Origin of the sequence: Streptomyces sp. NPDC058637, from assembly GCF_042717325.1 — a bacterium.
Taxonomy (GTDB): domain Bacteria; phylum Actinomycetota; class Actinomycetes; order Streptomycetales; family Streptomycetaceae; genus Streptomyces.
Genome location: NZ_JBHXRD010000015.1, coordinates 118,859 through 142,333, shown reverse-complemented (window position 1 = coordinate 142,333; position 23,475 = coordinate 118,859). Strand labels below are relative to the sequence as shown.

The 23,475-nt window shown below is 69.2% G+C and carries 23 protein-coding genes; 4 read left to right on the top strand and 19 right to left on the bottom strand.

All coding sequences use genetic code 11. From position 1 onward, the window contains the following. Nucleotides 1-140: 140 nt before the first annotated feature. Nucleotides 141-473: a hypothetical protein gene (locus tag ACFWVP_RS17575; protein WP_384497575.1), complete on the bottom strand. Its 333-nt coding sequence runs from the start codon at nucleotides 471-473 to the stop codon at nucleotides 141-143. Nucleotides 474-909: 436 nt separating this feature from the next. Between ACFWVP_RS17575 and ACFWVP_RS17570 the strand changes: the two genes are divergently transcribed. After that, nucleotides 910-1,197 carry a GntR family transcriptional regulator gene (locus ACFWVP_RS17570; protein WP_384497573.1) on the top strand — a complete coding sequence of 96 codons (288 nt, stop codon included), beginning with the start codon at nucleotides 910-912 and terminating at the stop codon, nucleotides 1,195-1,197. A gap of 324 nt (nucleotides 1,198-1,521) precedes the next feature. Here ACFWVP_RS17570 and ACFWVP_RS17565 read toward each other — a convergent pair whose 3' ends face one another. From ACFWVP_RS17565 to ACFWVP_RS17530, 8 genes are all read right to left on the bottom strand, one after another. Next, nucleotides 1,522-1,965: a hypothetical protein gene (locus ACFWVP_RS17565; protein WP_384497571.1), complete on the bottom strand. Its 444-nt coding sequence runs from the start codon at nucleotides 1,963-1,965 to the stop codon at nucleotides 1,522-1,524. A gap of 128 nt (nucleotides 1,966-2,093) precedes the next feature. Beyond that, nucleotides 2,094-2,459 carry an HNH endonuclease gene (locus ACFWVP_RS17560; protein ID WP_384497569.1) on the bottom strand — a complete coding sequence of 122 codons (366 nt, stop codon included), beginning with the start codon at nucleotides 2,457-2,459 and terminating at the stop codon, nucleotides 2,094-2,096. Between the two features lie 1,329 nt (nucleotides 2,460-3,788). Next, nucleotides 3,789-4,895 carry a phage major capsid protein gene (locus ACFWVP_RS17555; RefSeq protein ID WP_384497567.1) on the bottom strand — a complete coding sequence of 369 codons (1,107 nt, stop codon included), beginning with the start codon at nucleotides 4,893-4,895 and terminating at the stop codon, nucleotides 3,789-3,791. Nucleotides 4,896-4,974: 79 nt separating this feature from the next. Beyond that, complete coding sequence (locus tag ACFWVP_RS17550) at nucleotides 4,975-5,268, bottom strand: hypothetical protein (RefSeq protein ID WP_384497565.1); 294 nt, start codon at nucleotides 5,266-5,268, stop codon at nucleotides 4,975-4,977. Then, nucleotides 5,265-5,918 carry an HNH endonuclease gene (locus ACFWVP_RS17545; RefSeq protein WP_384497563.1) on the bottom strand — a complete coding sequence of 218 codons (654 nt, stop codon included), beginning with the start codon at nucleotides 5,916-5,918 and terminating at the stop codon, nucleotides 5,265-5,267. The genes ACFWVP_RS17550 and ACFWVP_RS17545 overlap by 4 nt, the downstream gene beginning before the upstream one ends. Before the next feature lie 1,386 nt (nucleotides 5,919-7,304). Continuing rightward, nucleotides 7,305-8,951, bottom strand: a complete 1,647-nt coding sequence (locus ACFWVP_RS17540) for a recombinase family protein (RefSeq protein ID WP_384497561.1) — start codon at nucleotides 8,949-8,951, stop codon at nucleotides 7,305-7,307. A 117-nt stretch (nucleotides 8,952-9,068) separates the two neighbouring features. Then, on the bottom strand, nucleotides 9,069-9,311 hold the full coding sequence (locus ACFWVP_RS17535) for a DUF397 domain-containing protein (RefSeq protein ID WP_384497559.1): 243 nt from the start codon (nucleotides 9,309-9,311) through the stop codon (nucleotides 9,069-9,071). Further along, nucleotides 9,308-10,042 (bottom strand): helix-turn-helix transcriptional regulator, encoded by a 735-nt coding sequence (locus tag ACFWVP_RS17530; protein ID WP_384497653.1) that lies wholly within the window; start codon nucleotides 10,040-10,042, stop codon nucleotides 9,308-9,310. The genes ACFWVP_RS17535 and ACFWVP_RS17530 overlap by 4 nt, the downstream gene beginning before the upstream one ends. Nucleotides 10,043-10,050: 8 nt before the next feature. On the opposite strand from ACFWVP_RS17530, the gene ACFWVP_RS17525 reads away from it, so the two are divergent. Together ACFWVP_RS17525 and ACFWVP_RS17520 are read left to right on the top strand one after the other, a co-directional pair. Continuing rightward, on the top strand, nucleotides 10,051-10,422 hold the full coding sequence (locus tag ACFWVP_RS17525; RefSeq protein WP_384497558.1) for a hypothetical protein: 372 nt from the start codon (nucleotides 10,051-10,053) through the stop codon (nucleotides 10,420-10,422). Between the two features lie 305 nt (nucleotides 10,423-10,727). Then, nucleotides 10,728-11,372: a TetR/AcrR family transcriptional regulator gene (locus ACFWVP_RS17520; RefSeq protein WP_384497557.1), complete on the top strand. Its 645-nt coding sequence runs from the start codon at nucleotides 10,728-10,730 to the stop codon at nucleotides 11,370-11,372. Between the two features lie 40 nt (nucleotides 11,373-11,412). On the opposite strand, the gene ACFWVP_RS17515 is transcribed toward ACFWVP_RS17520, so the two are convergent. From ACFWVP_RS17515 to ACFWVP_RS17500, 4 genes are all read right to left on the bottom strand, one after another. Beyond that, the gene (locus ACFWVP_RS17515; protein ID WP_384497555.1) at nucleotides 11,413-12,039 is read right to left on the bottom strand and encodes a hypothetical protein; all 627 of its coding nucleotides are present in this window, start codon (nucleotides 12,037-12,039) and stop codon (nucleotides 11,413-11,415) included. Nucleotides 12,040-12,119: 80 nt separating this feature from the next. Beyond that, nucleotides 12,120-13,076, bottom strand: coding sequence for an endonuclease/exonuclease/phosphatase family protein (locus ACFWVP_RS17510; protein ID WP_384497553.1), 957 nt, complete (start codon nucleotides 13,074-13,076; stop codon nucleotides 12,120-12,122). A gap of 156 nt (nucleotides 13,077-13,232) precedes the next feature. Then, a complete protein-coding gene (locus ACFWVP_RS17505; protein WP_384497551.1) occupies nucleotides 13,233-13,373 on the bottom strand; it encodes a hypothetical protein in 141 nt (46 codons plus the stop codon). A gap of 38 nt (nucleotides 13,374-13,411) precedes the next feature. Continuing rightward, a complete protein-coding gene (locus ACFWVP_RS17500) occupies nucleotides 13,412-14,170 on the bottom strand; it encodes a GDSL-type esterase/lipase family protein (RefSeq protein WP_384497549.1) in 759 nt (252 codons plus the stop codon). Here ACFWVP_RS17500 and ACFWVP_RS17495 point away from each other — a divergent pair. Beyond that, nucleotides 14,169-15,152, top strand: a complete 984-nt coding sequence (locus tag ACFWVP_RS17495) for a WD40 repeat domain-containing protein (protein WP_384497547.1) — start codon at nucleotides 14,169-14,171, stop codon at nucleotides 15,150-15,152. The two genes, ACFWVP_RS17500 and ACFWVP_RS17495, sit on opposite strands and share 2 nt — an antisense overlap. Before the next feature lie 77 nt (nucleotides 15,153-15,229). Here the strand turns inward: ACFWVP_RS17495 and ACFWVP_RS17490 are convergent, their stop codons facing one another. The 6 genes from ACFWVP_RS17490 to ACFWVP_RS17465 all read right to left on the bottom strand — a co-directional run bounded on the left by ACFWVP_RS17490 (nucleotide 15,230) and on the right by ACFWVP_RS17465 (nucleotide 23,475). Then, on the bottom strand, nucleotides 15,230-15,631 hold the full coding sequence (locus ACFWVP_RS17490) for a PPOX class F420-dependent oxidoreductase (protein WP_384497545.1): 402 nt from the start codon (nucleotides 15,629-15,631) through the stop codon (nucleotides 15,230-15,232). 129 nt (nucleotides 15,632-15,760) lie between these two features. After that, nucleotides 15,761-16,978: an RICIN domain-containing protein gene (locus ACFWVP_RS17485; protein WP_384497543.1), complete on the bottom strand. Its 1,218-nt coding sequence runs from the start codon at nucleotides 16,976-16,978 to the stop codon at nucleotides 15,761-15,763. Between the two features lie 288 nt (nucleotides 16,979-17,266). Further along, nucleotides 17,267-20,968: a hypothetical protein gene (locus ACFWVP_RS17480; RefSeq protein WP_384497541.1), complete on the bottom strand. Its 3,702-nt coding sequence runs from the start codon at nucleotides 20,966-20,968 to the stop codon at nucleotides 17,267-17,269. Next, nucleotides 20,965-21,360 (bottom strand): hypothetical protein, encoded by a 396-nt coding sequence (locus ACFWVP_RS17475; RefSeq protein WP_384497539.1) that lies wholly within the window; start codon nucleotides 21,358-21,360, stop codon nucleotides 20,965-20,967. The genes ACFWVP_RS17480 and ACFWVP_RS17475 overlap by 4 nt, the downstream gene beginning before the upstream one ends. A gap of 480 nt (nucleotides 21,361-21,840) precedes the next feature. Then, nucleotides 21,841-22,671, bottom strand: a complete 831-nt coding sequence (locus tag ACFWVP_RS17470) for a type VII secretion system-associated protein (RefSeq protein ID WP_384497538.1) — start codon at nucleotides 22,669-22,671, stop codon at nucleotides 21,841-21,843. A gap of 45 nt (nucleotides 22,672-22,716) precedes the next feature. Continuing rightward, on the bottom strand, nucleotides 22,717-23,475 hold the full coding sequence (locus tag ACFWVP_RS17465) for a type VII secretion system-associated protein (protein ID WP_384497536.1): 759 nt from the start codon (nucleotides 23,473-23,475) through the stop codon (nucleotides 22,717-22,719).

The following is a 23,475-nucleotide window of genomic DNA, read 5'->3' as shown; positions in this document are numbered from 1 at the left end:
GCAGACCGGGCACGGCAGACGCCCCGTGAAGTTGCACCGCTCGCACCCGCCGAAGCCGCAACAGGAGTCGCACCACACGGACCCGTGTCCGGCGCATTGCCCGCAGTACGAAGCCGGGTGCCTGTCCCTCTTCGAGCGGGTCACTCGAAGGCGGCGGCAGGAAGCTTTGGGCCGTCATCGTCGCCCTTCTCGTCGAGCGTCGGCAGGCGTGCGCCGCGCGACTCGGCCACGCGAAGGGCATCGTCTAGGCACTCAGCCAACCGGCGTACAGCGAACCGGAGTTCACCGCTCGTAGCCCTGGGCACTTCGAGCAAGTCGCGTACGTGGGCCAGGACTTCGGCCCCCGTGTCGAGCTGGGCCGCTTCGATGGAGTCGGCGAGCCGGGACACGAAGCCGGTCGCGTCATCGGTCGCCAGGTAGGCACGTCGCCCGTCCGCACCGGGCCACGGGAGAAGTCGAAGTTCGGCGCTCATGCGGATACCCCCAGGAAGTCGACTCCGGCCGTTGCGAGAATTAGCGCAGTGCGCCTGTCTCGCTGCCGCAGACGTTCCCTTTCGCGCTCCCAGGCAACGACGTACGGGCGCACCATGGCGACGTCTTCAGCGTCGAGCCGGTAAGCATGCTTCGGCTCTCTCCAGACGGATGGCCGGACCGGAGCGACAGCGGGGACCGGTTCGGGAACGGGTCCCGACCGATGCTTTCCACGGGACGGGAACAGCAGGTCGAACAGGCGGCGGATAAGCTCACACACGTTGGCGCTCCTTAAGCAGCGTCGGCCACGCCCCGGGACAGTTCGCCCTGTCGCCGGGGCACCCTTTTGGGTTTCACGGAATCGTATCGGCTTGTATCGCTACGTGTCGCTACGTAGCTCGAAGTGCTCACACATTGGCACACGCCTAGCGTCGAGCCATGGCCATTGATCCGGACGCCGAGATTGATCACGGGGCACCCCTCACCCCGTACCGCCAACTTGCCGAGATCCTTCGTGCGCGTATCGCTCGCGGCGACTGGGCACCGGGGCGAGCCATGGCGTCGGAAACCCAGTTGGTGCAGCAGTACGGCATCGCGCGAACAACGGTCCGGCGAGCCATCGCCGTATTGGTCGAAGCCGGGGAAGTGTTCACGGTGCCCCAGCGCGGAACTTTCGTCGCGACCGGCGAGCAGACGGCGGAGCCTGGCGAGACCGACGGCGTATAGCATGGTTTCGGCAGTGTGTCAATACCACTACCGAACGTGACGAAAGGGCCCCAGCCGGCCGGACCTGTGCCCAATAATGTCCGATTCTCTGAACACGCCCCGTAACACAGAAAGGCCCCCGCGAGCCTGCCAGCGAAGGCAAGCCACGGGGGCCGGACAGTCAGAAACAGCATGGGCACGAAGCCGACGCGTACAGGTCGTCGACAGTCGGCATTCGTCCATGGATGACGGCGAACGTCGCAACGAACGCGGGGAACAACTCGTGTTCCATCGGGCCGAGTTCAGACCGAATGATGACGCACACGATGTCGGCTAGGTCTGTGTTCATCGGTAGCTCGCTTCCTCAGCTGCCTGGATTTCGGCCACCCGCTTACGCGCAGCGGACATGATCTTTTCGAATTCGTCGGCAGGCTCGACCGGACCGGAACCGGTCTGCTCTTTCATCGCTGCGTACAGGCCGGTGAAATTCCGCAAGAGCGGGTGAGCAACCGGGACACCGGCCGTGCCCATGACCATTAGGCCATCCGTCGTGACGTGATTCATGAACCGTTCCCACAGCTTCACAACGTCCTCGGCCAAAGGCTGTGAATCGGCCTCTCCGACCACCGGGGATATCGGGTGGACCGTGGCCAGGGTCGGCCCCTGGGAAGCTTTTACAGCGCGATTGGCAGCCTTCCGGCATGTGTCATCGCAGTACCGCTTGCGCCGGTCCGTGCCCGGCGGGAACGGCTTGCCACAAGGGGCGTGCTGGCATTGCTTGATTGGCATGGTGGATTCCTCCGGAGTGATGATCGGTTGGGATGCCGGACAGCCCCGGCGGGTGAGGGCGTCACGCGCGTAAACGGAGAGCTTGGGCCGGGCTCGCCAGCAGGCAATTTCACCAACTTCTGACCCGGTTACCGGCCCCCGGTCCGCTCGTCGCGCGTCTTGAGTCGATGGCATTCATGGCAAAGCAATTGAAGGTTGCTCACGATGTCTTTGCCACCTTTCGACAGCGCGTAGATGTGGTCAACGTCTAGGCCGGATGCGGGGAAAGGCTGACGACACTTCGAGCATGTCGCCGACCCGGCTTTGTTCAGTGCCTTTCGTACGCGCTGCTGTGCGCCGTCGCCAGTCGATAGGCGTTGCTTCCGCACGCTCCGATTGGTCGCGTTCTTCCTCGCGCGGTATTCGGACTCACATGCTCGGCAGCGTGAGCCGTGGCCATACTCAACCCACCCACCACACTTAGCGTGTGCGCTGTCTATGCACCGGGTACGCATAGGCCCCCCTCCCTCTCTTGAATCCCCCCGATTCGAGGAGCACCCCCCTACCCACCTACTTCGGCAGTAGGTGCCAGGCAAGGGGGCATGGCTTATCGGATGGTGCGCTGTCTCTCGTACTCACCGGCTGCCGCATAGACCATCCACAAGGGAACACCGATCGCTTCGGCATGCTCTCGAAGCCGGTCAACAGTGAGAGGAATACGGCGCGTCGGGGCCGAAGCCGGAGCGCCGGTAAGAGCGTCGGCAAGGGCTCCAATATGGTCCTGTCGGCCACGCTGCCTAACGATCCATTGTCGAAGGGTCATAGCTCGGCCGGTCGATCGTCGAGACGCCGGAGGATTTCCAGAGCCGCGTACAGTCGCGTTCGCTCGGCAGTGTTCTTCGGGACAACGCAGTAATCGGCCAGGATGCCTAGCGCATCGTTCGCTGTCTGCTCTTCGTATTCGTGCAAGGTCTCTCCTTAAAGGGTTGCTCGGCGCGGCGAATTGGCAGCGCGTCGGGGACTGACGTACCGGTATTCGGTAGGCTCTTCGACCGGCTCATACGAGACCGGCTCGCCGACGTCGAGCACGACTACCGGCGCACGCTCAACGGGCCTGACAGACCTGTGTAGTTCGGCCCCTACGCGGACAGGGAGCGCGACTAGGTCTAGGTCCCCGGCGCATCCGAGACAGACCGTTAGGACGTCGCTCTTCGTCTGTGCGCTGTCCGGCCGATAGGCAACGGCGAGCGCGTCGATATGCCCGTACGCGTCGCAGCATTCGCAAAGCGGGGGCGAGGTCCGATGAACCTTCGCGAGACGGGCAGCGAAGGCGATTAGTAGCGGGTCGGAAGCCGGATCGAACGGGGCCTTACGCCACGCTGCGAAGCGAGCAAGGATGCGCTTAAGCACGCGGGTACCTCCTGGGTTAGTCGTCCCACATGACGAAGTCACGCATCGCATTTCGGCAGTCTCGGCAGACCGGCGCCCGGTCGGTGTTGCGGGCCCATTCCTCCGGTATCCGCTTATCGCGGACCGGGACCAGCTTTACGCGGTACCGCTCAAGCACCCGTGAAACATGCGTCAGAGTTAGCTCACTCGGCGGGTGCAGCGGGTCCGTAGTGAAATTCACCCCGTCATCGCATCTCCCGTACCTGCACACCCACTTGCCGTCCCACCCTTCACGGGCGGACGTTCTGTTAAGAACTTCGGTAGCCGTACGGTCGCACCATTCGCGCTCACCGGACACGGTCCAAAAGGCAGCCCTACGCGCCGACGCCGCCGGGCTCAATTGCTCAGCCTGGCGACGTCGAGCGGGGGCGGCCGACTCTTCGTCGACCATCGGATTAGCCCGCCGAGACGGTCAGGGTCTGAATGCGACCGGGGGTCGCGATCTTCGGGTTACCGACGCGAGTGCGAGCACCCATGAGAACGGCGTCGACGTCGTGCACGTCCGGGTGATCGGTCGTCGACATGAACTCAAGCTGTGCGCGAATGGCGACAGCGACAGACGACAGGTCGCCAACCAGAACCTTTCCGACCGGAATTACGACCGACCCGTCGGCAAGGTCCGGGATAGCGAGTAGCGCCGGTAGCCGGTCGAGCTTCGAGCCGTCCACGTTCGCCACAATGGCGGCGATCTCAGACGGCCGGGCAACGATGTGCGTTGCGTCGGAACCGGAGTCCTGAACGCGCGCCGCAGCGTCGAGTAGGGCCTTTGCGTCAACGGCAGGAACGGCGGTATCGACAGCGCCGTCTAGCAGGCCCTCGAAGGTGTTGTCCGTGGTCACCGCGCCGTTCAGTAGGAAGTCATCAACTCGCTGCCCTACAGCAGCAGTTAGCCCATTGCTGACGGCCGTCTCAGTGACCGGGAAGTCGGTCAACTCGTCCCGGTCGGCGGACACGAAAGCGGAGATCTTGGCAGCCTCAAAGACGCCCGACTGAACCGGGTTCGCGAGTGCGGCGAGCGGGTCATTCCGGCCGGTCGAGTCGGCAGTGATCCGAGGATCGACAGCGATGCGACCACGGAGCGACTGGAAAGGAAACGAAGCCACAAGGTCGAGCAGTCGCGAGCCCTTACCGGCAGCGTTCAGCGTCTCGGTAACCGTGGTGTCGGACGAGTCAACGCCGGTCCAATCGGTCGAGCGGACGGAAACGCCGAGCGGCGCGACGTCGTCAAGGGACCGGGCGGCGGGCTCGTCGGTCACGGCCTGAATGCCAGCGCGCGAAGCGGCCTGATTAGCGAAGTTCCGGGCCTGCGAGCGCTCACGCTTAGCAGCGTTGTCGATGGCGTCGCGGGCTGCACGGTCATGCCGGGAAATGGTCGCCAGTAGCTCAGCCTCACGCGCCCTATCGGCGACAGTCTTGATACCGCGCTGCGTGAGGGCACGAAGGGCCTCGGCGGCCGTCTGGCGAGCGTCGAAGTGGTGCGAAGTGGTAGAGGCGAAGGTCATGGTTCTAGGTCCTTAGATTGGCGTACAGGAAAGGGCACCTACAGCGGAAGTAGGTGCCCCGGTCGGATCTTCGATTAGGTCAGTCGGCTATGTCCGGCGCGTCGTCGGGCAGCGCGTCGATACCGTGGAATGCGTGCCGCAGACCGCTAGGCCCGCGCACGGACGTTGACCGGTAACCGGCCTGCGTAAGTAGTGCCTTCACTGCCCTTTGGTTCGGCCACGCACCGAAGTCGCGACCCGTGGCAATCGCATACCGCCGGATCTTCGCTGTAGCGATGAATAGAGGCAGCGGCTTCGCATCGCGAATATCGAGCGTGCGCGCACGAAGCCACGCGAAGACTAGGTCTAGGTCAGCGGGTGTGTAGTCGGTCATACGGCGATCACGTTTCTATTGGCTATGACAAGCGGGTAGTCGGCAGGCAGCAGGCCAGGCATAAGCCGAAGGGCTTCCCCCAGCGTGGACAGCCGGTTATTTCGCTTCACGTTGCACCGGCCGTGAGTCCATCGAAGGTTGAACGGTTCGTCTCCGCCACCTAGTGAACGCGGAATCAGATGGTCGACATGTGGCACGGCGTCGCTGGTAATCGTCGAGTCGCAGAGATAGCACGTCGCCCCGACCGGTTCGCCGTGCGCCTTGCGGCAGGCTTTGCGGTAGCCCCGGTTCGCGCGGCGGATGGCTGCACAGGTGCGGCAGTAAGATTCCCGCCCGTCGGGACGATCGCGCTTTACGTGGAAGTCGCCGCGCTTTAGCCAGCGCCCGCAACCGTCCGTTGTCCGGCATTGCTTCGGCGCGTTCAAGTCGCCTTCGCCATGGGCCCATCGGGTCCGGTTCACTGCGCGGTAACCGGCCTGGCACTCGCGTCGTGCTTCGGCATTCTCGGCCCGGTACCCAGCGTCAGCGGCCCGCTTACACGCCTTGCAGAGCGGCCGGTAAAGCTGCTTACCGTCGCGCGTCCCGCTCTTCCCGTACTCCCCTTTCGGCTTCGCCTGCCCGCACTTCGTACACGTCTTCGTCTCGTTCACCGGGCAGCCATCTTCGCCATAGCCTGGCGGGTGGCTTCCCGCACACAGCGATCACACGTCGGGGAACCGTTCTTGAACTGGTTAGGGAACCGGCGCGCGCTGTGGCAAGCGATGCAGTATTCACGGACGATCATACGAACGTGACCGTCTGGCCGGGTCTGAGTCTGGGTAAAGGACATAGCGGATTCGCCTTCCTGAAAAACGAAAAGGCCCGTTCTCTGAACCCACCCCAGTGCGCCAGCATGGGTGAACTCAAAGAACGGGCCAAGATTATGTGTGCGTCGCTGGCGAGGACGCGAGTCCGTTGGGGCGGGACCAGGCCGACTCAGATACCCGTCAAGGTTGCTGAATCGACCCGGCCGCACGCGCCCCACCGAAAGGGAAACCACCGAAGCGGCCTCTATAGGTACTAGCGTTCAAGGGATTGCCGAAACGGCCCTTTTTCAGGGTTTCGGAAGAATGCGTTACCTAAGCGTTACCTACTGGCCTTTCGGTCCCGACAGGCAGCCGTCTTGCATGCATTCGAGCAGTGCTTACGGCGTCGGCCTATTCCGCTCCACCCGGTCGGACGGGCGCACCATGCGCACCCATCGAGAACCGAGTTCGGCGCGTCGGTAGGCTCGACGGCAGGAAGCCGCCTAGCGGCTCGATAGAGAGCCTGCCGACAGGCAGCGGAACACGAGCGCGTCGCGCGTCCGGAGAGAGGCTTAGAACAGCTCTCGCAGCGTCCAGGGGTGTCGGCGTCGTCGCGCATGGTGGATCTCCTCGGCTAGCGGGTGGCGTCACGATTCGTAACGTGGCTCACCGGTACTAGCGGGCAACGGATTCCAGCGGGCGAGCGGCAGTGCGAGAGACGCCGGAGTGACGAAATGACGAAATGGCGGCGAGTTCGGATCGGGGCCTTAGAGCTTTAGATGATGTATGTACGGAACCCAACTACTCATCATTTCGTCACTTCGTCATTCTTGCTGGTCAGAAGGGTGGTGATCTAGCGATGATGCCCCGCTGTGTAACGCGTTTCGTTACTTCTGACGGCCCGTCGGGTTATCCGTCACGCCGTTTCGTAAGAATCCCCCCGCATCCGTTACGGAACGGCTCGATTCCGTGACGGCTACCGGCCTCGACCGAAGCCCTGTACGGCTCTCTGCCGCCCTAGGAAGCGCTCCCGCGCCCATGACCCCAGGAGCGGGCCGTAAGGCGCTCAGATCGCCGCACAGCGCCGTACGGAGGCGCGGCTAGCCATATCGCTGGACGCGGCCCCCGTAGTCGCCCGTCTTGTCGACCCGGTCACGCTGCCTGGCAGCGAAGTCACACGCGCCCGTGTGCGGGCATGACAGAGCCCCGCCCGACCACTGGGGCCGAACGGGGCAGGGCTTAGGTGAGCGGCTAGGCGGCTTGCGTGAGTTCTTCCAGTTCGATCGCTGCCAGCGTCTCGGCGGCTTCGGCGTGGAATGACTCGCGGACGACGAATGACACGCGTCGTTCGTCGAGCGTGCGCCACCCGCCACGGGTTCCACGCTTCACGGTCAAATACGCCCCAGCGTCGAGCAGCATCTTTCGCCTGCCCGCTGTCTCGGCGCTGTGCCATTCGTCGGCATGGCTCCGGCCGGTGTCGATGGTTTCTGTCCGGGCTTCGGTCTTCGGTCGGGCTTCGAGTTCGGCTAGGCGTGCGTCGAGCGCGTCGGCCCGTCGCTGCCATGCTTCGCGACCGGCGTTGCTTCGCTGTCGCCCTTCTTGCTTTTGGTGGTCTTCGAACTCCGCTGCTGTCGCGGCGATTTCGGGGGTCGGGTCATACCCCGGAATCGTCCGAACCTGGGTGAGCGGCAGCGCGCCGAGCAGTCGCAGGAACTCGCGCTCTGCGTACTCGTCGAGCCAGTCGCCGCGAACGTGCGCCGGTGCCTCGCACGGCATCCCGCGACCGTGTGCGTTGCACTTGTAGACCGGTGCTTGATTCGTCTTGCTCGCTTGCTTGTTTAGGTACATGCGCTCACCGCATGACGCGCAGTGCACGACACGGAGAAGAAGCGCGTTCGTGTCCTTGCGTTCCCGGTTATCAATGGACCGTTCGGCGAACAGTGCGCCGATGGCGTCGAATTCTTCGCGCGTGAGGATCGGGGCGTTCGTCGCAACGATCGGGGCCCCTTCGCTGTCGCGTACCGGGTTCCCGTTGTGCATTTTCCAGCCGAGAAGGGAAACCGACGTAAGAACCTTCTTGACGATGGACGGCCCCCAGTTGAAACGCTCGCGGGTAACAGCCTTCTCCCCCTTTGCTCCGCCGGTCTTCCCACCGGTCTTGCGACCCTTCTTTATCGACCAGTGGTCACGCGGAGAGGGAACCTTGGCTTCGTTGAGATCGGCGGCCACGGCGCTAGCTGTCTTTCCCGCCATGAGTTCACGAACGATGCGCTCGATTACTTCGACGGCGTCAGCGTCAGGAACGAGGGTCCAGCCTCCGCCTTCCAATTCGGTCGGCTCGTACCCGAAAGGCGGACGGCTACCGCGCCAGCGAAGCGGCATTGAGCGCATGGCAGCTTGCGCACCGGTCACGCGTTCCGCGATTGATTGGGCTTCCATCTGTGCTGCGAACGCGAGAAGCGTTGCGATCAATTCGCCGACCACGTTGGACATGTCGAGTTCGAGCCGTGCGCCGCCCGGACCCTCGGCGAACACGAGTCGCTTCCCGTGCTTGCGTGCCCAGGACACGAGAGCGGACATGTCTGCCATGGACCGAACGGCACGGTCGAGCCGCCACCAAATGACGATGTCGAAGTCGTCGGGACGGTCGAACCAGGGGCCGAGCTGGGGCCGCTCGAAGGGTGTCGTCTTGCTTGCCGACACGTCGAGGTCTTCGGCTTCGCCGACGATGCGCGCGCCGATCGATGCGGCGGCAGTCTCGTTCGCTTCGCGCTGTCGACCGGGTGACGTCGTCTCGTCGGTCGCGACGCTCAGCCGGATAGCGGATAGGGCACGGGGTCGGTTGTCATCCATGGGCGCGCTAGCGCGCAACGGGTTCTTACCGGTCTTGACCTGCATCGTTGCCACCATCGGGGCCACTCCCAGAACTGCTAGATGGGAGTGCTCGGAGACCCGGAGGGCAACGAATTCTGCCTCCTGCGCACCCGGCTCCAGCCCCGCTGACCAGTACGGAACCTAGCCGGCGGCCACCTGCCCGAGGAAGGCGGACCAGGCGGCGGGGGAGAGGGTGAGGGCCGGGACGGCCAGGTCCTTGGAGTCCCGGACGTGCACGGCGCGGGGGCAGGCGGCGACCTCGACGCAGTCGCCGCCCTGGTTGCCGCTGTAGGTGGACCTGGTCCATTCGAGGGCGACCTCTACGCAGTTGCCGCCCTCATTACCGCTGTAGCTGCTCTTGAACCAGCTGAGGCCGTCACTCATGATTCCTCCGCCATCTTCTCGATCATTTCCAGGGACTCCTCCGGAGAGTATGCCTGGGCACGTAGAAGGCCGTACTTGCCGAACAAGTTTCCAAGGTCAGGCTGTTGGGTGACATAGAGGCTTCCGCCCTGTCCCTCGACGTAGGCCAACTGCCTTCGTTCGGCGTTCTCCAGCAGGACGAACGGGCCGTCAAGTCCGGGGTGGCTCTGACGCTCCGGTGACATCAGCTGGATCTTCACGTGGCGTAGCTGGGTCACTTCCAAGAGATGGAGTAACTGCTCCTTGCGCACCCGATGTCCACCGATAGGGCGAGTGAGGGCGATCGTCTCCAGGACGAAACTGATGTCGGGTAGTCGTTTGCGGGACAACAGGCTCTGGCGGGCCAAACGCGCCGCTACCTTGGCTTCGACATCTTCGTCGTCGTAGGTCGGGTATCGGCCTGAGAGCACGGCTCGCGCGTATGCCCCGGTCTGGAGAAGTCCGGGCATCACCTGGTTTTCGTACTCATGGCGGGCGACGGCCTCCGATTCCTCTTCGGCGAAGCCGGTGAACCAGTGCGGCAGCGCATTGACGCATAGCTTGGGTGCCACGGCAACGAGTGCACCCCGTGCACCCAGAGACTCGTCCGCTCCCGGGATGAAGTTGCCCTTCGGCGGCCGCTGACCCCGCTCCACCATCGCCACCTGCGACTTGGAGAAACCGATCTTCGTGCCGAGCGCCTCCTGGGACAGCCCGGCCCGTGAGTGGGCACGCCCTGCGGCACACGGGTATCCACTTCGACGCCGTACGCATCGCCGGGCTGATGGGCGAGCAAGTGGCCTACGAGCTGATGCAGTTCACGGACTTCCGCGCGGGTCCGATCGTCCGGTCCGGTATCGGCGAGCGGAGCATGTACTTCCTGTTGCCGCCGCAAACCGGGGCGGCGTACAGGTGGCCGGCCGGGGCGCGGCTGATGGGCCGGGACGCGCGGTGCGACGCGTTCGTGGGGGTGCCCGCGCTGGACGGGCGGACGTGGCCGCTGGACTGGCGTTCGCTGCCCACCGCCGAGGCGCCTTTCGTGGAGCCCGGGTTGCTGCACGAGTTGGCGAGCATGACCCTGAAGAGTGGCTGATCGAATATCCGTGCTCGGTGCATGTGCGTAGAGGGCGCTTACGCGGTGCAGTAGCGTGACCGTGTCATTACACTCTGTGCGCACGCGTGCGCAGGGTGGCCCGGGTGTGCTGCCACGGAGGCTTTCAGGGGTTTGCTCGTACCGGTGGTCTTGCCGATGTGACGGCGCGGCGGGACGCGGGGCCGGGCGAGGGTGAGAACAATGGCGCAAGCGCCATGCAGAGGTGACGAAACCCTCTTCCGCGCTCGCGACCCCGCTCAGCCGTCGCCGCGACAGTCGGAGATGTGGCAGACGAAGGAGGACCCGTGGTGGATGTTCCGGTGGATCAGCTGACCGGCACGGTCGACAGGGCCCGTGTGCGGGCCCGTGGGCAGCTTCTCGACGCGGGGCGGGAGATGTTCGGCGTCTACGGCTACGCGCAGACGTCGGAACAGGCGCTGTGCGAGGTGGCCGGAGTTCCGGAGGAGGTGCTCTGGGAGGAGTTCGGCTCCCGGGAGGGCGTGCTCATCACCCTGCACAACGAGGTGACGACGAGCGGACTGCGAGCGGCGGAACAGGCCCTGTTGTCGGAGGGGATGGACGACTGCCCGGTGGAGCAGCGGTTCCGGATCCTGTTCGACGCGTACGTGTCGGCGGTGACCCGGGATCTGCGCGAGGCCCGGGTGACGTTCGTCGAGGTGCTGGGTGTGAGCCCGGCCGTCGACGAGCACTGCAAGCGGTGGCGGGACCTCTGGGCCGACTTCCTGACCGGTGAGGCCGAGCGGGCGGCGGTGCGCGGCGAGGCGGAGGAACGGGATCACCGGGTGGTGGTGATGGTGATGGTCGGTACCGTGCACGAGCTCATGGCCCACCACAGCCGCCGCCCCCGCAGGGCCCGGCCGGAAGAGGTGTCGGCGGAGCTGACCCAGCTGGGGCTGGCGATGCTGGGGATCCCGGGGGCGGCCGGATAGCGCGGGGGCTGAAGCTGTCCCCGCGCCACGACGGCGGCCGTCAGGTGGACGCCTGCCGGCCGGGCAGGGTGTGCGTCAGGAGGAATTCGGTCGCCCGGGCGATGGCCTCGGCGGAGGTCGGGTGGACGGCTTCCGACTCCTCCTCCCGCTGGTCGGCGGCCGTGGCGGTGTACCACCAGGCGTCGGCGTCCGGGTCGTGGTGGATGACGGCGGAGCCGCCCGCGTAGCGCAGCGGGACGGACTCACCGGCGGACTTCCTGACCACGGCGTACGGCCACTTGAGGCGGGCGGACTGGCGCTTGATGCCTCCCCAGGCGGCGCCCAGCTGCGTGTAGTTGGCCCCGCCCCGGCCCGCGACCGTCGCCGCGCTCTCGGCCAGCCGGTCGACGGACCGCTTGGTCTCGTACAGGGACCGCAGCAGGGCCAGCTGCACGTCGGGGGAGGCCATGAGTGCGGCGTCGAAGGGCTTCCCGGCGGTGCGGTAGGCCAGCGCGCGCGTGGAGATCCGTTCGGCCAGTACGCGGGCCGCGTCGAGCACCTTGTCGTCCATGGCGAACGTGTCGTCGTCGGTGGGCTCGCTCCACGGGGGCTCCACCAGGGTCGTGACGGTGGACCAGAAGTCGTCGTCGTTCCTGTCGGGGACAGGGATCGCCGCTGTGTCATCCATGCGACAAGATTAGCTGTCGAGGGAGTGTGGTGACAAGAGAAACTGTCGCTGATGGTCGGCGACAGGTTGGGCTGTCGAGGTCAGAACCTGATGCGGGCGGCCACGGGCAGGTGGTCGCTTCCGGTCGCGGGCAGGGTCCAGACGCGGGTGACCGTCGCCGAGCGGGCCATGACCTGGTCGATCCGGGCCAGGGGGAGCTTCGCCGGCCAGCTGAACGCGAAATCGAATTCGGGGCCGTCGAGTTGTGAGGAGACCGGCTCCAGCCCCCTGTCGTCCAGGGTGCTGTTGAGGTCACCTAGAAGGATCACCCGGTCCAGGGGTTCGGCGGCGAGGGCCGCACCGAGGAGGACCGCGCTCTCGTCCCGCAGACCGGCACTGAATCCGCCGCTCAGGCCCAGCCGGACGGAGGGCAGATGGGCGACGTACACGGCGACCTCGCCCTGTGCGGTCCGGGCGGTCGCCCGCAGCCCTCGGTCCCAGCCCTCCCCGACGGCCCTGGGCTTGACGTCCACCTGCCGTATGCCGGACAGGGGGTACTTCGACCAGAGCCCGACCGTGCCCTGGGTCGCGTGGTGCGGGTAGTTGGCCGACAGGGCGGCCTCGTACGCGGGCAGGGCGGCGGGCGTGAGCTCCTCCAGGGCGACGAGTTCGGGGTCGGCCCCGAGTAGGGTGCGCACGGTGCCCGCCGGATCGGGGTTCTGGTCGCTGACATTGTGCTGGAGCACCGTGAGCGTGTGCGGGGAGTCGTCGTCGCCGGGGAGCAGCGCGCCGCCGAAGAGGGCGAGCCAGGCGGCGGCCGGGAGCAGTGTGGAGGCCAGGGCCACGTACGAGCGGCGGACCACGGCCAGGACGAGCAGGACGGGAACGGCCAGGCCCAGCCAGGGCAGGAACGTTTCGAGGAGGCTGCCCACGTGCCCCGGGGTGCCGGGGACCACGGAGTGGAGGACCAGGAGGAGGGCGACCAGGACGGAGAACACCCCGAGGACCCGCCCCCGCCGCCGGCTCCACGGTGCTCTGCTGTTCGCCGCCTTCGTCATCGCCCCGCCCGGTCCTCGTCGGTCCCCGTCACACCGCGCCGGAGGGCGCGACGTCGCACGTTACGACGACGCGGTGATCACCGGCCCGGTTCCGGACGCCCGCTCAGAGGTCGCGGTGGACGTCGAGACCGTTGCCCACGGTCAGGACCCACAGGGTCAACTGCCCGTTCCCGACGGTGTACACGGCGCGGTGCCGATCCGCAGCCGCCTCCGTCCCGGGTGGCCCTGGAGGGCCCTGATGTCGAAGGCGCTGGTGTCGTCGAAGTCCAGGGCCTTCTGGAGGTCGCTGAGACGCACTGTCAGGCGTTTCGCATCGTGGCCCGCCTGCCCGCACCTCAGGCGTAGGCCGGCGTTCCCGCGTACAAACCGCCCACTTCCCAGGCCTGGTGCATCGCGTCCGCGAAGGCACCGGCCAGTTTGTGCTCGCCGCCGGGGCCGGGGTGCGTGCCGTCGTAGGTGTCCGCGTGGATGTCGTAGCCCGCGGGGTGCGAGGCCAGCAGGAGAGGGGAGCGAGGGTCGTCGAGGTCGGTGACCGCCTTGGCGAGCAGCGTGTTGAAGCGTGCGCACTCGTCGGCGAAGGCGGCGTCGGACTCGGCCCGTATGTTCGGTATCACCGGGAGCAGCACCATCTTGACGTGCGGGTTCGCGGACCGGGCGGCGGCTATGAAGGCCCGTGCGTTGCGGACGGTCTGTTCGCTGTCCGTGTAGAACCCGAGGTCGATCAGGCCGAGCGAGACGAGCAGGATGTCCGCGCGGGTCGCCGTGACCGCGTCCGCGATGACCGGGGCCATGTGGAGCCAGCCTTCGCCCCAGCCGGCCAGATGCCGCCTCGCGGGGGCCGGGAAAGAAGGGTCGCCGTACGTGTGGCAGAGCGGGGCGTTCGCGCCGGCGTCGTACAGCTCGGTGCGCGGGCCCGTGATCGCGTACCCGCCCTCGCCGAGAGTCGCTTCCAGGTGCTGCCACATGCGGTAACGCCAGGTGAAGTCGCCGGTACGCCCGATGGTCATGGAGTCGCCGACGAAGAGAAAACGCATGGCGACATCATGGCCGATCACCGCTCCGGGCTGATACGTGACAGTGGACACTTGTGCCATGAGATCGCTGACTGTCTGTGCCGCCGCCCTCCTGTTCCTCGCCGGGGCGGTGCCCGCCGTGGCGGACGACGGGGAAGGGGCCGACCGGACCTTCACGATCGAGGACCCCCGGATCAAGGAGTCCAGCGGCCTCGCCGCCAGCCGGAACCACCCGGGCGTCTACTGGACGCACAACGACAGCGACGACGGGCCGTACGTCTACGCCGTCGACTCCCGGACCGGGAAGACCGTCGCGACGATCACCATGCGGGGGGTGGGGGAGCCCCGCGACGTGGAGGCGATCTCGATCGGACCGGACGGGAATCTGTACGTCGGCGACATCGGCGACAACCTCGACGGGTCCTGGGACCACGTCTGGATCTACCGCTTCCCCGAGCCGGAGAAGCTCGCGGACGCCACCGTGCGGGCCACGCAGTTCGACGTGAAGTACGCCGACGGGGCCCGCAACGCCGAGGCCATGATGGTCCACCCGAAGACGGGCCGCGTGTACATCGCCTCCAAGAACGAGGACGGCGGCGGCCTCTACGAGGGGCCCGCGAAGCTCACCACCGGCGGGGCCAACGTGTTCCGGCGGGTGGGCGAGGTGCCGTGGGTGACGGACGGGGCGTTCTCACCGGACGGGAAGGACCTGGTGCTGCGCTCCTACTTCAGCACCCGGGGCTACGCCTTCGAGAACGGCCGGCTCGGTGCGGACCACAGGGTGAGCGTGCCGCTCCAGGGGCAGTCCGAGTCGGTGACGTTCACCGCGGACGGCTCGGCGATGATGTTCGGCTCCGAGGGGGAGCGGAGCGAAGTGGTGCGGGTGGACGTCGAGGGCGGCGGGAACGGCGGGGGCGGGACCAGGGCGCCTGCGGGCGAGGGCTCGGGGGGCGGCGCGGAGTCGTCCGACGGGGGCGGCCCGTCCGTCACCGGGGGCGCGGTGCTCCTGGGAGTGATCGTGCTGGCCGTCATCGGCGTCAAGCGCCGGCGCGGCAAGGGCTGACCGGCGGCGGGAGCGGTCCGCGGGGTGGCCGGGGCGGGCGCCGCGGGGGACGACCGGGGGCGCGGCCCTTCGCGGGGTCACTCGTCGTCGGTGAAGGGGCGCAGCTCGTAGTGCAGTGTCCGGTCCCGCTTCGCCTTGTGGACCAGTGGCACGAGTACGCCGTGCAGCACCGGGTGCTTGCGCGAGAGCATCCGCGCCGCATGCGTGTTCTCCCGCGAACCGGCCTCCAGCAGGCGGGCGCGGGCGTCGGTCTGCGGCCCCGTAGGTCTGCCGCCCACCGCGCACGGGCCGATCCGCACCACCGGGTGGTTGCGCATCCGGTCCACCTTCCACGCCGAGGAGAACGTACGGATGTAGGCGTGGTCGCCCTCGACGGCGATGTTGACCGGGGTGTGGACCTCGGACCCGTCCTGCCGCCGGGTGCTGAGCAGGACGGCGTACTGCCTCACGAACGGCTCGAACTCGCGGATCGTGTCCATGTATTCCATGGTGCATGAATGCGGGCAGACAGTGCGTGTGGAGGGGCCGGGAGCGAGAACGTCCCCGTTCCCTGGTGCGGCCGCGCACACCAGGGAAACGGGGACGTCGGGTCCGCCGGAGCGGGGTCCTCAGACGATCCAGCGGTCACCGAAGCCGCAGGCCGCGATGACGAGCCGGGCGTCGGCGCCCGCACCCGAGCCGCCGGTCGGGCGCAGGCACAGGTCGTTGCTGACGACGTTACGGATCCAGTTCGTCCCGTCCCCGCGGGGGTCGAGCCACCAGAGCTGATTGTCGCCGGTCGAGTTGCAGTGGAACTCGCTGACCTTCGTGTCCGCCGGCCTGGCGGTGTATTCGCCCAGGTCCAGGCACAGCCCGTCCTTGCTGTTGCGGATGAGGAAGACGGGGGCGTTCTGGGGCCCGCCGCTCTTGGCCACGATGTCCAGGTTCCAGAGCTGGTTGTCGCCGTTCGTGTTGTTGCACGGGTACTGGGTGACGGGAGCGTTGAGCGAGCCCTTGCCGTAGCCCCCGATGTCCACGCACAGGCCGGTCCCCGCGTTCTTGAGCACGGTGTTCTGCACGCCGGAGCGTCCGTTGGCCCACTGGCGGAGCTTCTCGGCCCCGGTCATCTCCGTGGCCACGCTCTTCTTCTTCTCGGCGGCGGCCAGCTTCTGGGTGTCGGTCTTCTTGTCGGCCTCGGGCGTGCTCCCGGACCCGCCCGATGACGACCCGCCCGTCTGATTGCTGACGACCGGCCCGGACACCTTGTCCTTGTCCTTCTCCTGCGCCTTCTTGCTCGGCCTGGCGGAGGGAGACGGCGACTGGCTGGTGTAGGTGTCCGGAGCACCGGAGCGTGCGGTGTCCAGAACCGTGCCGGCCGCGTTCTCGGTCCGGGGCCCTTCCGGGTCGCGGTCGTCCTGCCCCGCCAGGAGGAGCGGGACGGCGATCAGGAGCGCGCCGACGATACCGGCCGCCGCCAGCATCGGCTTCCTGGGGCGGCTGCCGGGCGGTTCGTCGCCCGTGTTCGAACCCGTGCCCGCGCCACCGCTGCCGGCCGCTGCCGCCGTGGCGGCGTCCGGGGACGCGTCGGCGGTGCTGACGGTCCTCGGCGCCGGGGCCGAGGCGGAGGCGGACGATGCCGACGCGGAGGACGCCGAGGAGGAGGAAGCGGGAACCGCCCTGGTAGCAGTGGAGCTGGACGTGGACGCGGCCGGTGCGGGCTCGCCCTCGGCCGCCGGCACCGGGGCGCCGATCCCTCGCGCGGTACCGGCGGCCTCGTCGGACTCCGGTTCCGTGGTCCGGGCGGTGTTGTCGCTGTTGTCCCGGTTGCCCTCCGGTCCGTTGCCCACCGCGCCCGTGCTCGGCGTGCTCTCCGCGCGAGCAGCCGCGTCCGGGGTGGGGGACGCGTTCGTACGGCCACGCTGTCGGCCACCCGGCGCCAGAGCGTCACCGGGGTCCCCGGCCGCTCCCTGCATCGTCACCGCCCGGCGGACCGATACCGGCGTACTACCGGATCCCCCGGATTCCTCGGATGCGCCTGCGTCGGCGGATGCGCCCGACCGGGGCGGTATGTGATTGGAAGGATCATGCTGACGTTCCATGCAATTTCCTTACTCATGTCTGGGTTCGTTGTCGTGTCACGGCCCGGCGCCCACGGCACCGACGCAGCGGTCCGGCCAGTGGCCGGTGCCCACCGGTGCCGCCGAGCTCCCGCGCACGGCATCGTCCAACCGGGCGAGCACCGCTCGATCCGCGTCGGGATCGGGCGTGGTCGCCGTGGGAGGACCGGTCAGTTCACGCAGGAAAAGCTGTACGGCCCGTCCGTCGCGACGGACGTCCAGGACCCGGAAGAGGGTTCCCGGGGCGAACACCACCTCGTCGGGTCCACGGGCGTGGTCGGAGAGCTGCCGCACGCGACGGCCGGACACCGACCAGATGACGTAGGTCCCGCCCGGCATCGTCGCCGTACGGGTGGAATCGAACGGTGTGGTGCTCAACTGGGCCGCGTCACGCAGCAGCGTCCCGGGACGGGGAAGGGCGGGGGAGCCCTCGGCGGTGGGGTCACTGCCCATACCGCGCAGCAGCGCACCCCGGTAGGACGGCAGCCGGTTCAGAGCCGAGGCGACGCAGGCGCCGTACGGCAGCATGTCGGGCTCGTACTCGCGCAACGCCCGGGTCACCGCGCCATGGCTCAACGGGCCCTCGGAGATGTGCAGAGACATCCGCAGCGCGATCAGATCGGCACGGGCCGCCTCCTGCTCCTTGCCGCGCAGCGCGGGCATCCGGGCGAGGGAGCGGGCGACGGCCGCGCCGTGCCGGTCCCACATCCCGCCCGCGAGTGCGCGGAAGGCGGTCCGTTCCGCTTCGGAGCTGCGATGTCCGATGTCCAACGGGACGGGGGGCAGCGGGGCTCGGGGGACGTCGGAATCGTCGGCGGTGGCGGACTCGCCGACGGTGGCCGGGACGTCGGGTATGCCCGGGGTGTCAGGCGCGGCGTCGGTCTCCGGGGCGTCAGGAGCGGTCGTGGCATCGGGAGTTGTCGGCGTCTCGTCAGCTCCGCCTCGTGCCGTCCCCGGGCTGTCAGTTTCCGCCGGTGCGGGCGGCGGATCGGCCGGGGCCCCGGATTCCACCCGCATCGGCCGCGGCGAAGGTACGTCGTCGAGCCGACCGGGCGTCCCCGTCCCGCCCTGACGGGGGCTACCCGTGGGCTCCACGGCCGGGCCCTGCGCGGAGGACGGTTCCGAGCGGTCCGCCGCCGGGCCGTCTTCCTGCGGCTCGTCCGCACCGGACGACGCGGATCCGTCGTCCTCTCCGTCTCCTGCGGTCGCCTCGGGGCGCGACGTCCGGGGCGTCGTACCGTGCGGCTCCGGCTCGGCGGCCGGTACGGTCCCGTCCGCCTCGGGGCCGGCTCCCACCGGCTCAGCGGCTTGCGGGGGGCCACCGGGCACGTCGGCACCGCCGACTCCTTCCGGATCGCCGGTCCTCGCCGGGCCGTCGGCCGTACCGGTGCCATCGCCCGTTCCCGCGCCGATGGTCCGCTCGGGACCATCGGCCGTGACAGGGCCACCGACCGCGTCGGGACCACTCGTGTCGGGCTCACTCGCTTCGGGCTCACTGCCCCGCACGGAACCACCGGCATGAACCGGCCCCGTCGCGGGCCGGTTCGGTCCGGCCGAGCCCGGCTCGGACATGGCCCCGGGTCCGGTACCCGCCTCCGGGTCCGGGTCCGGCAGTGCGGCACGTACGGGGTCCTCGCCCTGTTCGTCGGCGGCCGGAGTCGCCCTGCGGGGATTCCGGGCGTCGTCACCCTCCGGCGTTCCGGTCCGCCCGACGGGCTCCCGCCGCTTCGCCGGACCACCGGCCGCGACCGAGCTGCCGGAGCGACGCGGTGACCCCGTCGCGACGGGGTCGTCCGGCCAGTCGAGTACCTCGGCCCGTCCGTCCTGCCCCGAGGCAGCCGCAGGCTCCCCGGGCGCTGCGAACGACCGGAGGCCGTCGCGCCCTCCGGCCGCTCCCGAGCCGGGGGCCCGCCCAGAGGCCCGTCCAGGGGCCCCTGTGCTCGCCGACGCACTCGCGTCCGCCGCCGCCGACGTGCCTGCTGCCATGGCCTCCCTGAGCTGCCGGACGCGTTCGACCCGCGCGGCCCGTCCAGCGCCTTCCGCCGGCTCGCCGGGCACGGATCCGGAGGTCCGCCCCGGCTGCAACGGCCGCAACGGCAGGCCCGACCGCCCCGACTGTGCGGGCTGCTCCGACTCTTGCGGGCCGCGCACGGGCATCGTCGACGGCGGGGCGCCCCCGGTCGTCACCGGCACGGACGCGGGCGCGGACGTAGACGCGGATGCGGTCTCCGGGGCCGCCGTCCGGGCGTGCCGGAGCTGGGTCCGGGCCGGCGGGTCGGTCCGCGTCGGAGCCGAGGCGGGAGTGGCATGACGGAGGGTACGCAGACCGTGCTGGGCCGCCAGCCGGCGCAGTTCACGTCCGCCGTCCTGGGACACGCCGTGCACATGGAGTGTCGCGCGCTGCCGCAGGGCCGGTGTCAGGGCTGCCAGCAGACCCGACAGGGCCGGCCACAGCGACGGGTCCATCAGTTCGCCAGGGACGCCCAGGTCGATGACCGGGCCGTTCGCGTCCACCGGACGTTCCGTGGAGGACAGTTGCGGCCCGCCGGACGGGCCGACCCACAGGCCCGCCCGGGTGACCGTGACCTGCCAGCGGTCGGTCAGCCCGATCACGCCCTCCTCAGGGCGCGCGGGCCCCTGGACCGGAGGGGCCCAGCGCAGCAGCCGGGGCGGCCGGGCACGGCCCTTCCCGTCCGGCGGGCGGCACACGACGGCGTCCACGAACGGTATCCACTTCGGCGTACCGTCCGGCGCGGCCAGGACCGACCGTACGGAGTACGCCCCCAGCGGACCGGCCGCCGCGACGAGCGGCAGCCCGGTCATCACCTGCACGTCGGTGTCCAGGCGGTCGGACACCGACTGCGCCAGCGGCAGCAGGTCACGCCGCCCGCCGGGCGCGAGCCGTACGTCGGACCTGACCCCTTCCGGCAGGGCCGTCAGCACCTCGGCGACCTCGTCGGCCGAGACGTCCTCCCCGAAGGGCACGCCGATCACCACGGCCGGGTGTCGGGGGTCGATCGGTACGGCGTGGTAGAGGTCACCGGGCTGGGTCGGGGTCGCCCCGGCGGGGCGTACCAGCAGCCCGGCCGGGATCTGTTCCACCACGCTCCCGCCGGCCGTACCCGACGGCACGCCGCGCAGGGCGGGCTGCCAGGACGGCTCCGGGCTGCGCGGGCCCAGCGGTTCAGGTTCCGCGCCCGGGGCGAACCGCCACCAGCCGCCCCCCGACGGTCTCCCGTCGACGGGCGGGACGTAGAGCGAGCCGCCGGGCACGACGAGGGTCGGCCCGTCCGGGGCTCTGACCTCGAGTCCCCAGGCGTCGGCGATCTGGCGCGCGGTGGCGGGCCGGTCCTCGACGTCGTGCCCGGCCCCGGTCATGACCAGCCGTACGGTGTCGGCGCCCGACTCGCTCAGTGAGTCCAGCAGCTCGCTCAGCCTCGGCCAGAATGCGGTGGACCGCATGCCCTCGGCGCCCGCGATGACGGTCACGGTCCCTTCGTCCTCGCGCATACCGTGCGCCAGATCGGCGATGTCGGCGGGAGTGAGGTCGTCATCCGTGGGGGTCCGGAGCAACAGCAGACCGGCGTGGTCCTCGACCAGGAGTTCCTCCGCCGCTCCGTCGTCCGGCCCCTCGGCGGTGGGCGCGGCGGCGGCAGGCGCGGTCGGGGCCGGGGAGCGGTCACCGCGGCGCCGTGCGAAGAGACCGACCCAGCGTGTCACTTCCGGCGCCCCTCGCCGGCCGGGGACCCGGCCGCTTGCGCGGCGTCGGCGGACAGGTCCGGTGCGCCGGCCCGGCCGGTGCGGTCCGCCGCGTCGTCCAGGGCGATGTCCGCGCCCGGGGCCGCGTCGGAGTCCGTCGCGGTGGAGTCCGCGGAAGCCGTCGAGTCCGGGTGCGCCTCGCCGTCCGCGGCCCGGTCCACCGGGTCTCCCACGCGTACCGCGTGAAGGCGCGGGGTCCTCGGCCTCCCCGCCTCGTCCACGCTCACCGGCCGGATCTCGGTCACTGTCCGCCCGTACACCGGTATCGCCACCGTGTCCTCGGCGAGGGGGAAGGGTTCGGGCTGAGGCGCGGGGGACGTTTCCGCGACGGGCCTGTCGGTGTACTCACTCACCGGCGGGCACTCCAAAAGCAGAAGACACGGTCCAACCTTTCGAACACACCATCGTCAGACAACAGTTCGGCGGTACGGACCCCTCAGCCGGTGTCCCCGCCCGCACCGTCCCCGCGACGTGCCGGGGACCGGGACCCGACGTCGTACGACACGGGAGGGCCGTGATCCGATCCGGGGACGACGCTGTTCCCGGCCGCTTCCGGCAGTGGGGCCCGACGCCCGGTTCGTACGCCACGAGAGATGCCGTTGCTGCGGGGAAGATGCCGTACGCCGCCCTCGCGTTCCACTGCGTTGCCGACGAACGGAACCCCGGCCGCGTGGGACCGGCGTGCGCCACGGACAGGAGATCGACCATGACGGTCGAGGATACCGTTCAAGTGTCAACCGTACACGCGCTGCTCCGTGTTGACGGGCGTGTACGTTCTCGTCGCCGCGCTGATCGCCCGTGGCCGCGGAGCGGACCACCGGGGCACGGGCATATCAGTTCTCCTCCACCCCGCGCCCGGGCCGGCCCTCGGCCGGTCCGATGTCCGGAAGATCCGTGAAGCTCGCGGGAACGCCGTCGCCCCATGAGGGCTCCAGCGGCCACTCGTCGAGGTCCTCCTCCCTCTCGTACGTCTCCAGTTCGGCCTTGGCGGCCCGCAGCGCGCTCGCTGTGACGAGTTGTCCCACCGGAGCGGAGGAGCTGAGGAACAGCACCTCCTTCCCCTCCGGCAGCCGGTCCAGGAGATCGGGCACCGACATCACCTCGTGCGCAGGCAGTTTGTCCTGCACCAGCTCCGGTGACGTCGAGAAGACGGCCACGGCCTCCGTACCGTCCTCCGCGTCGGTCAGTGCCAGGCCCCCGTCGCCGTCGACGCACACGGCCACCTCGGCGTCGGCGAGCATCAGGGCGAACAGATCCTCCGAGGCGTAGCCGGTGGCGACCAGTTGCACGGCGGCGTCCACGGGACTGACCGGCGGGGCCCAGCCGTGCGCGTCGGGTGAGGGCCGGTACTCGGTGTTCACCTCCCACTCGACGATCTCCCCGTTCTCGTCACTGCGCCAGCGTCCGAGGCTCGCCCAGACGGGCGGCGGCTCTCCCTCGTCGCCGCTCCAGTGCCGGTCGATCACGGACAGCCAGTGCCCGGGGGCCACCGCGGCGGCCCTGACGTAGTCCTCGGGCGGTTCCCGGAAGCCCGGTTGGCCCTTCAGCACGGCGGACGGGCCGCCCTGCGTACCGGAGGGGCCCGGACCCTCACCGGTGGGCCCGCCGGCGGTGTCGGCGTCGGTCTCGGGTTCGTGGTCCGGAAGGCCGGAAGCGCTCGTCATGGGGGCAACTCCATAGGTGTGTGAGTGAGGGGCGGTGCGACGCGGTCAGTTGCCGGGGCCGGGGGCCTGCCCGGGACCGGCCCCCTCTCCGTCCCGGGCACCGCCGGGGGGCGCGGTGACCGGATGCTTCGGCAGCGGCGTACCGGCCGTCGAGGAGCGCGGGGACGCCGACGGCTCTGCGGGCCCCGCCCCGCGCCCGGCCGCCGCACCGACCGCCTCACGCAGGACCTCCGTCTCCACGGTCATGCCGACCGGGCCGGAGGGGTTGAGGTAGAGCACATGGCCTTCCGGTATCCGGTCGGCCACCTCGCCGACCGGCGTCAGTTCGTAACCGAAGCGCCCGGCCGCGTGCAGGTAGGTGGGGGAGGTGAACACGGGTACCACCGCCGCCCCGTCGGGGGAGGTGGCCGACAGCGGGACACCCCCGGGGCCGAGCAGGACGGCGACCTCGGTCACGGCGAGCGCCCGCGGGACGGCGTCGCCCGGGCCGTAACCCGTGGCGGCGAGCTGGACCGCCTCGTCCACCGGGTCGGTCGGCGCGGGCCAGCCGAGCGCCCGCGGCGAGGGGCGGTACTCCTCGTTCGCCCGCCACTCCTCGATCTCGCCGTCCAGACCGGACCTCCACCGGCCCACCACCGCCCACCCCGGCGGTTCCCCCTCGCCCGACCACGCGGGGTCGACCATGCCGAGCCAGTGGTCGGGAGCGAGCCGGGCGGCTTCCCTGATGTCCTCGGGGACCGACGGCGGGGTGTCGGCGACCCCGGACCCGGGGACGGACGCCCCCGCGGCGGTGTTGTCGTTCAT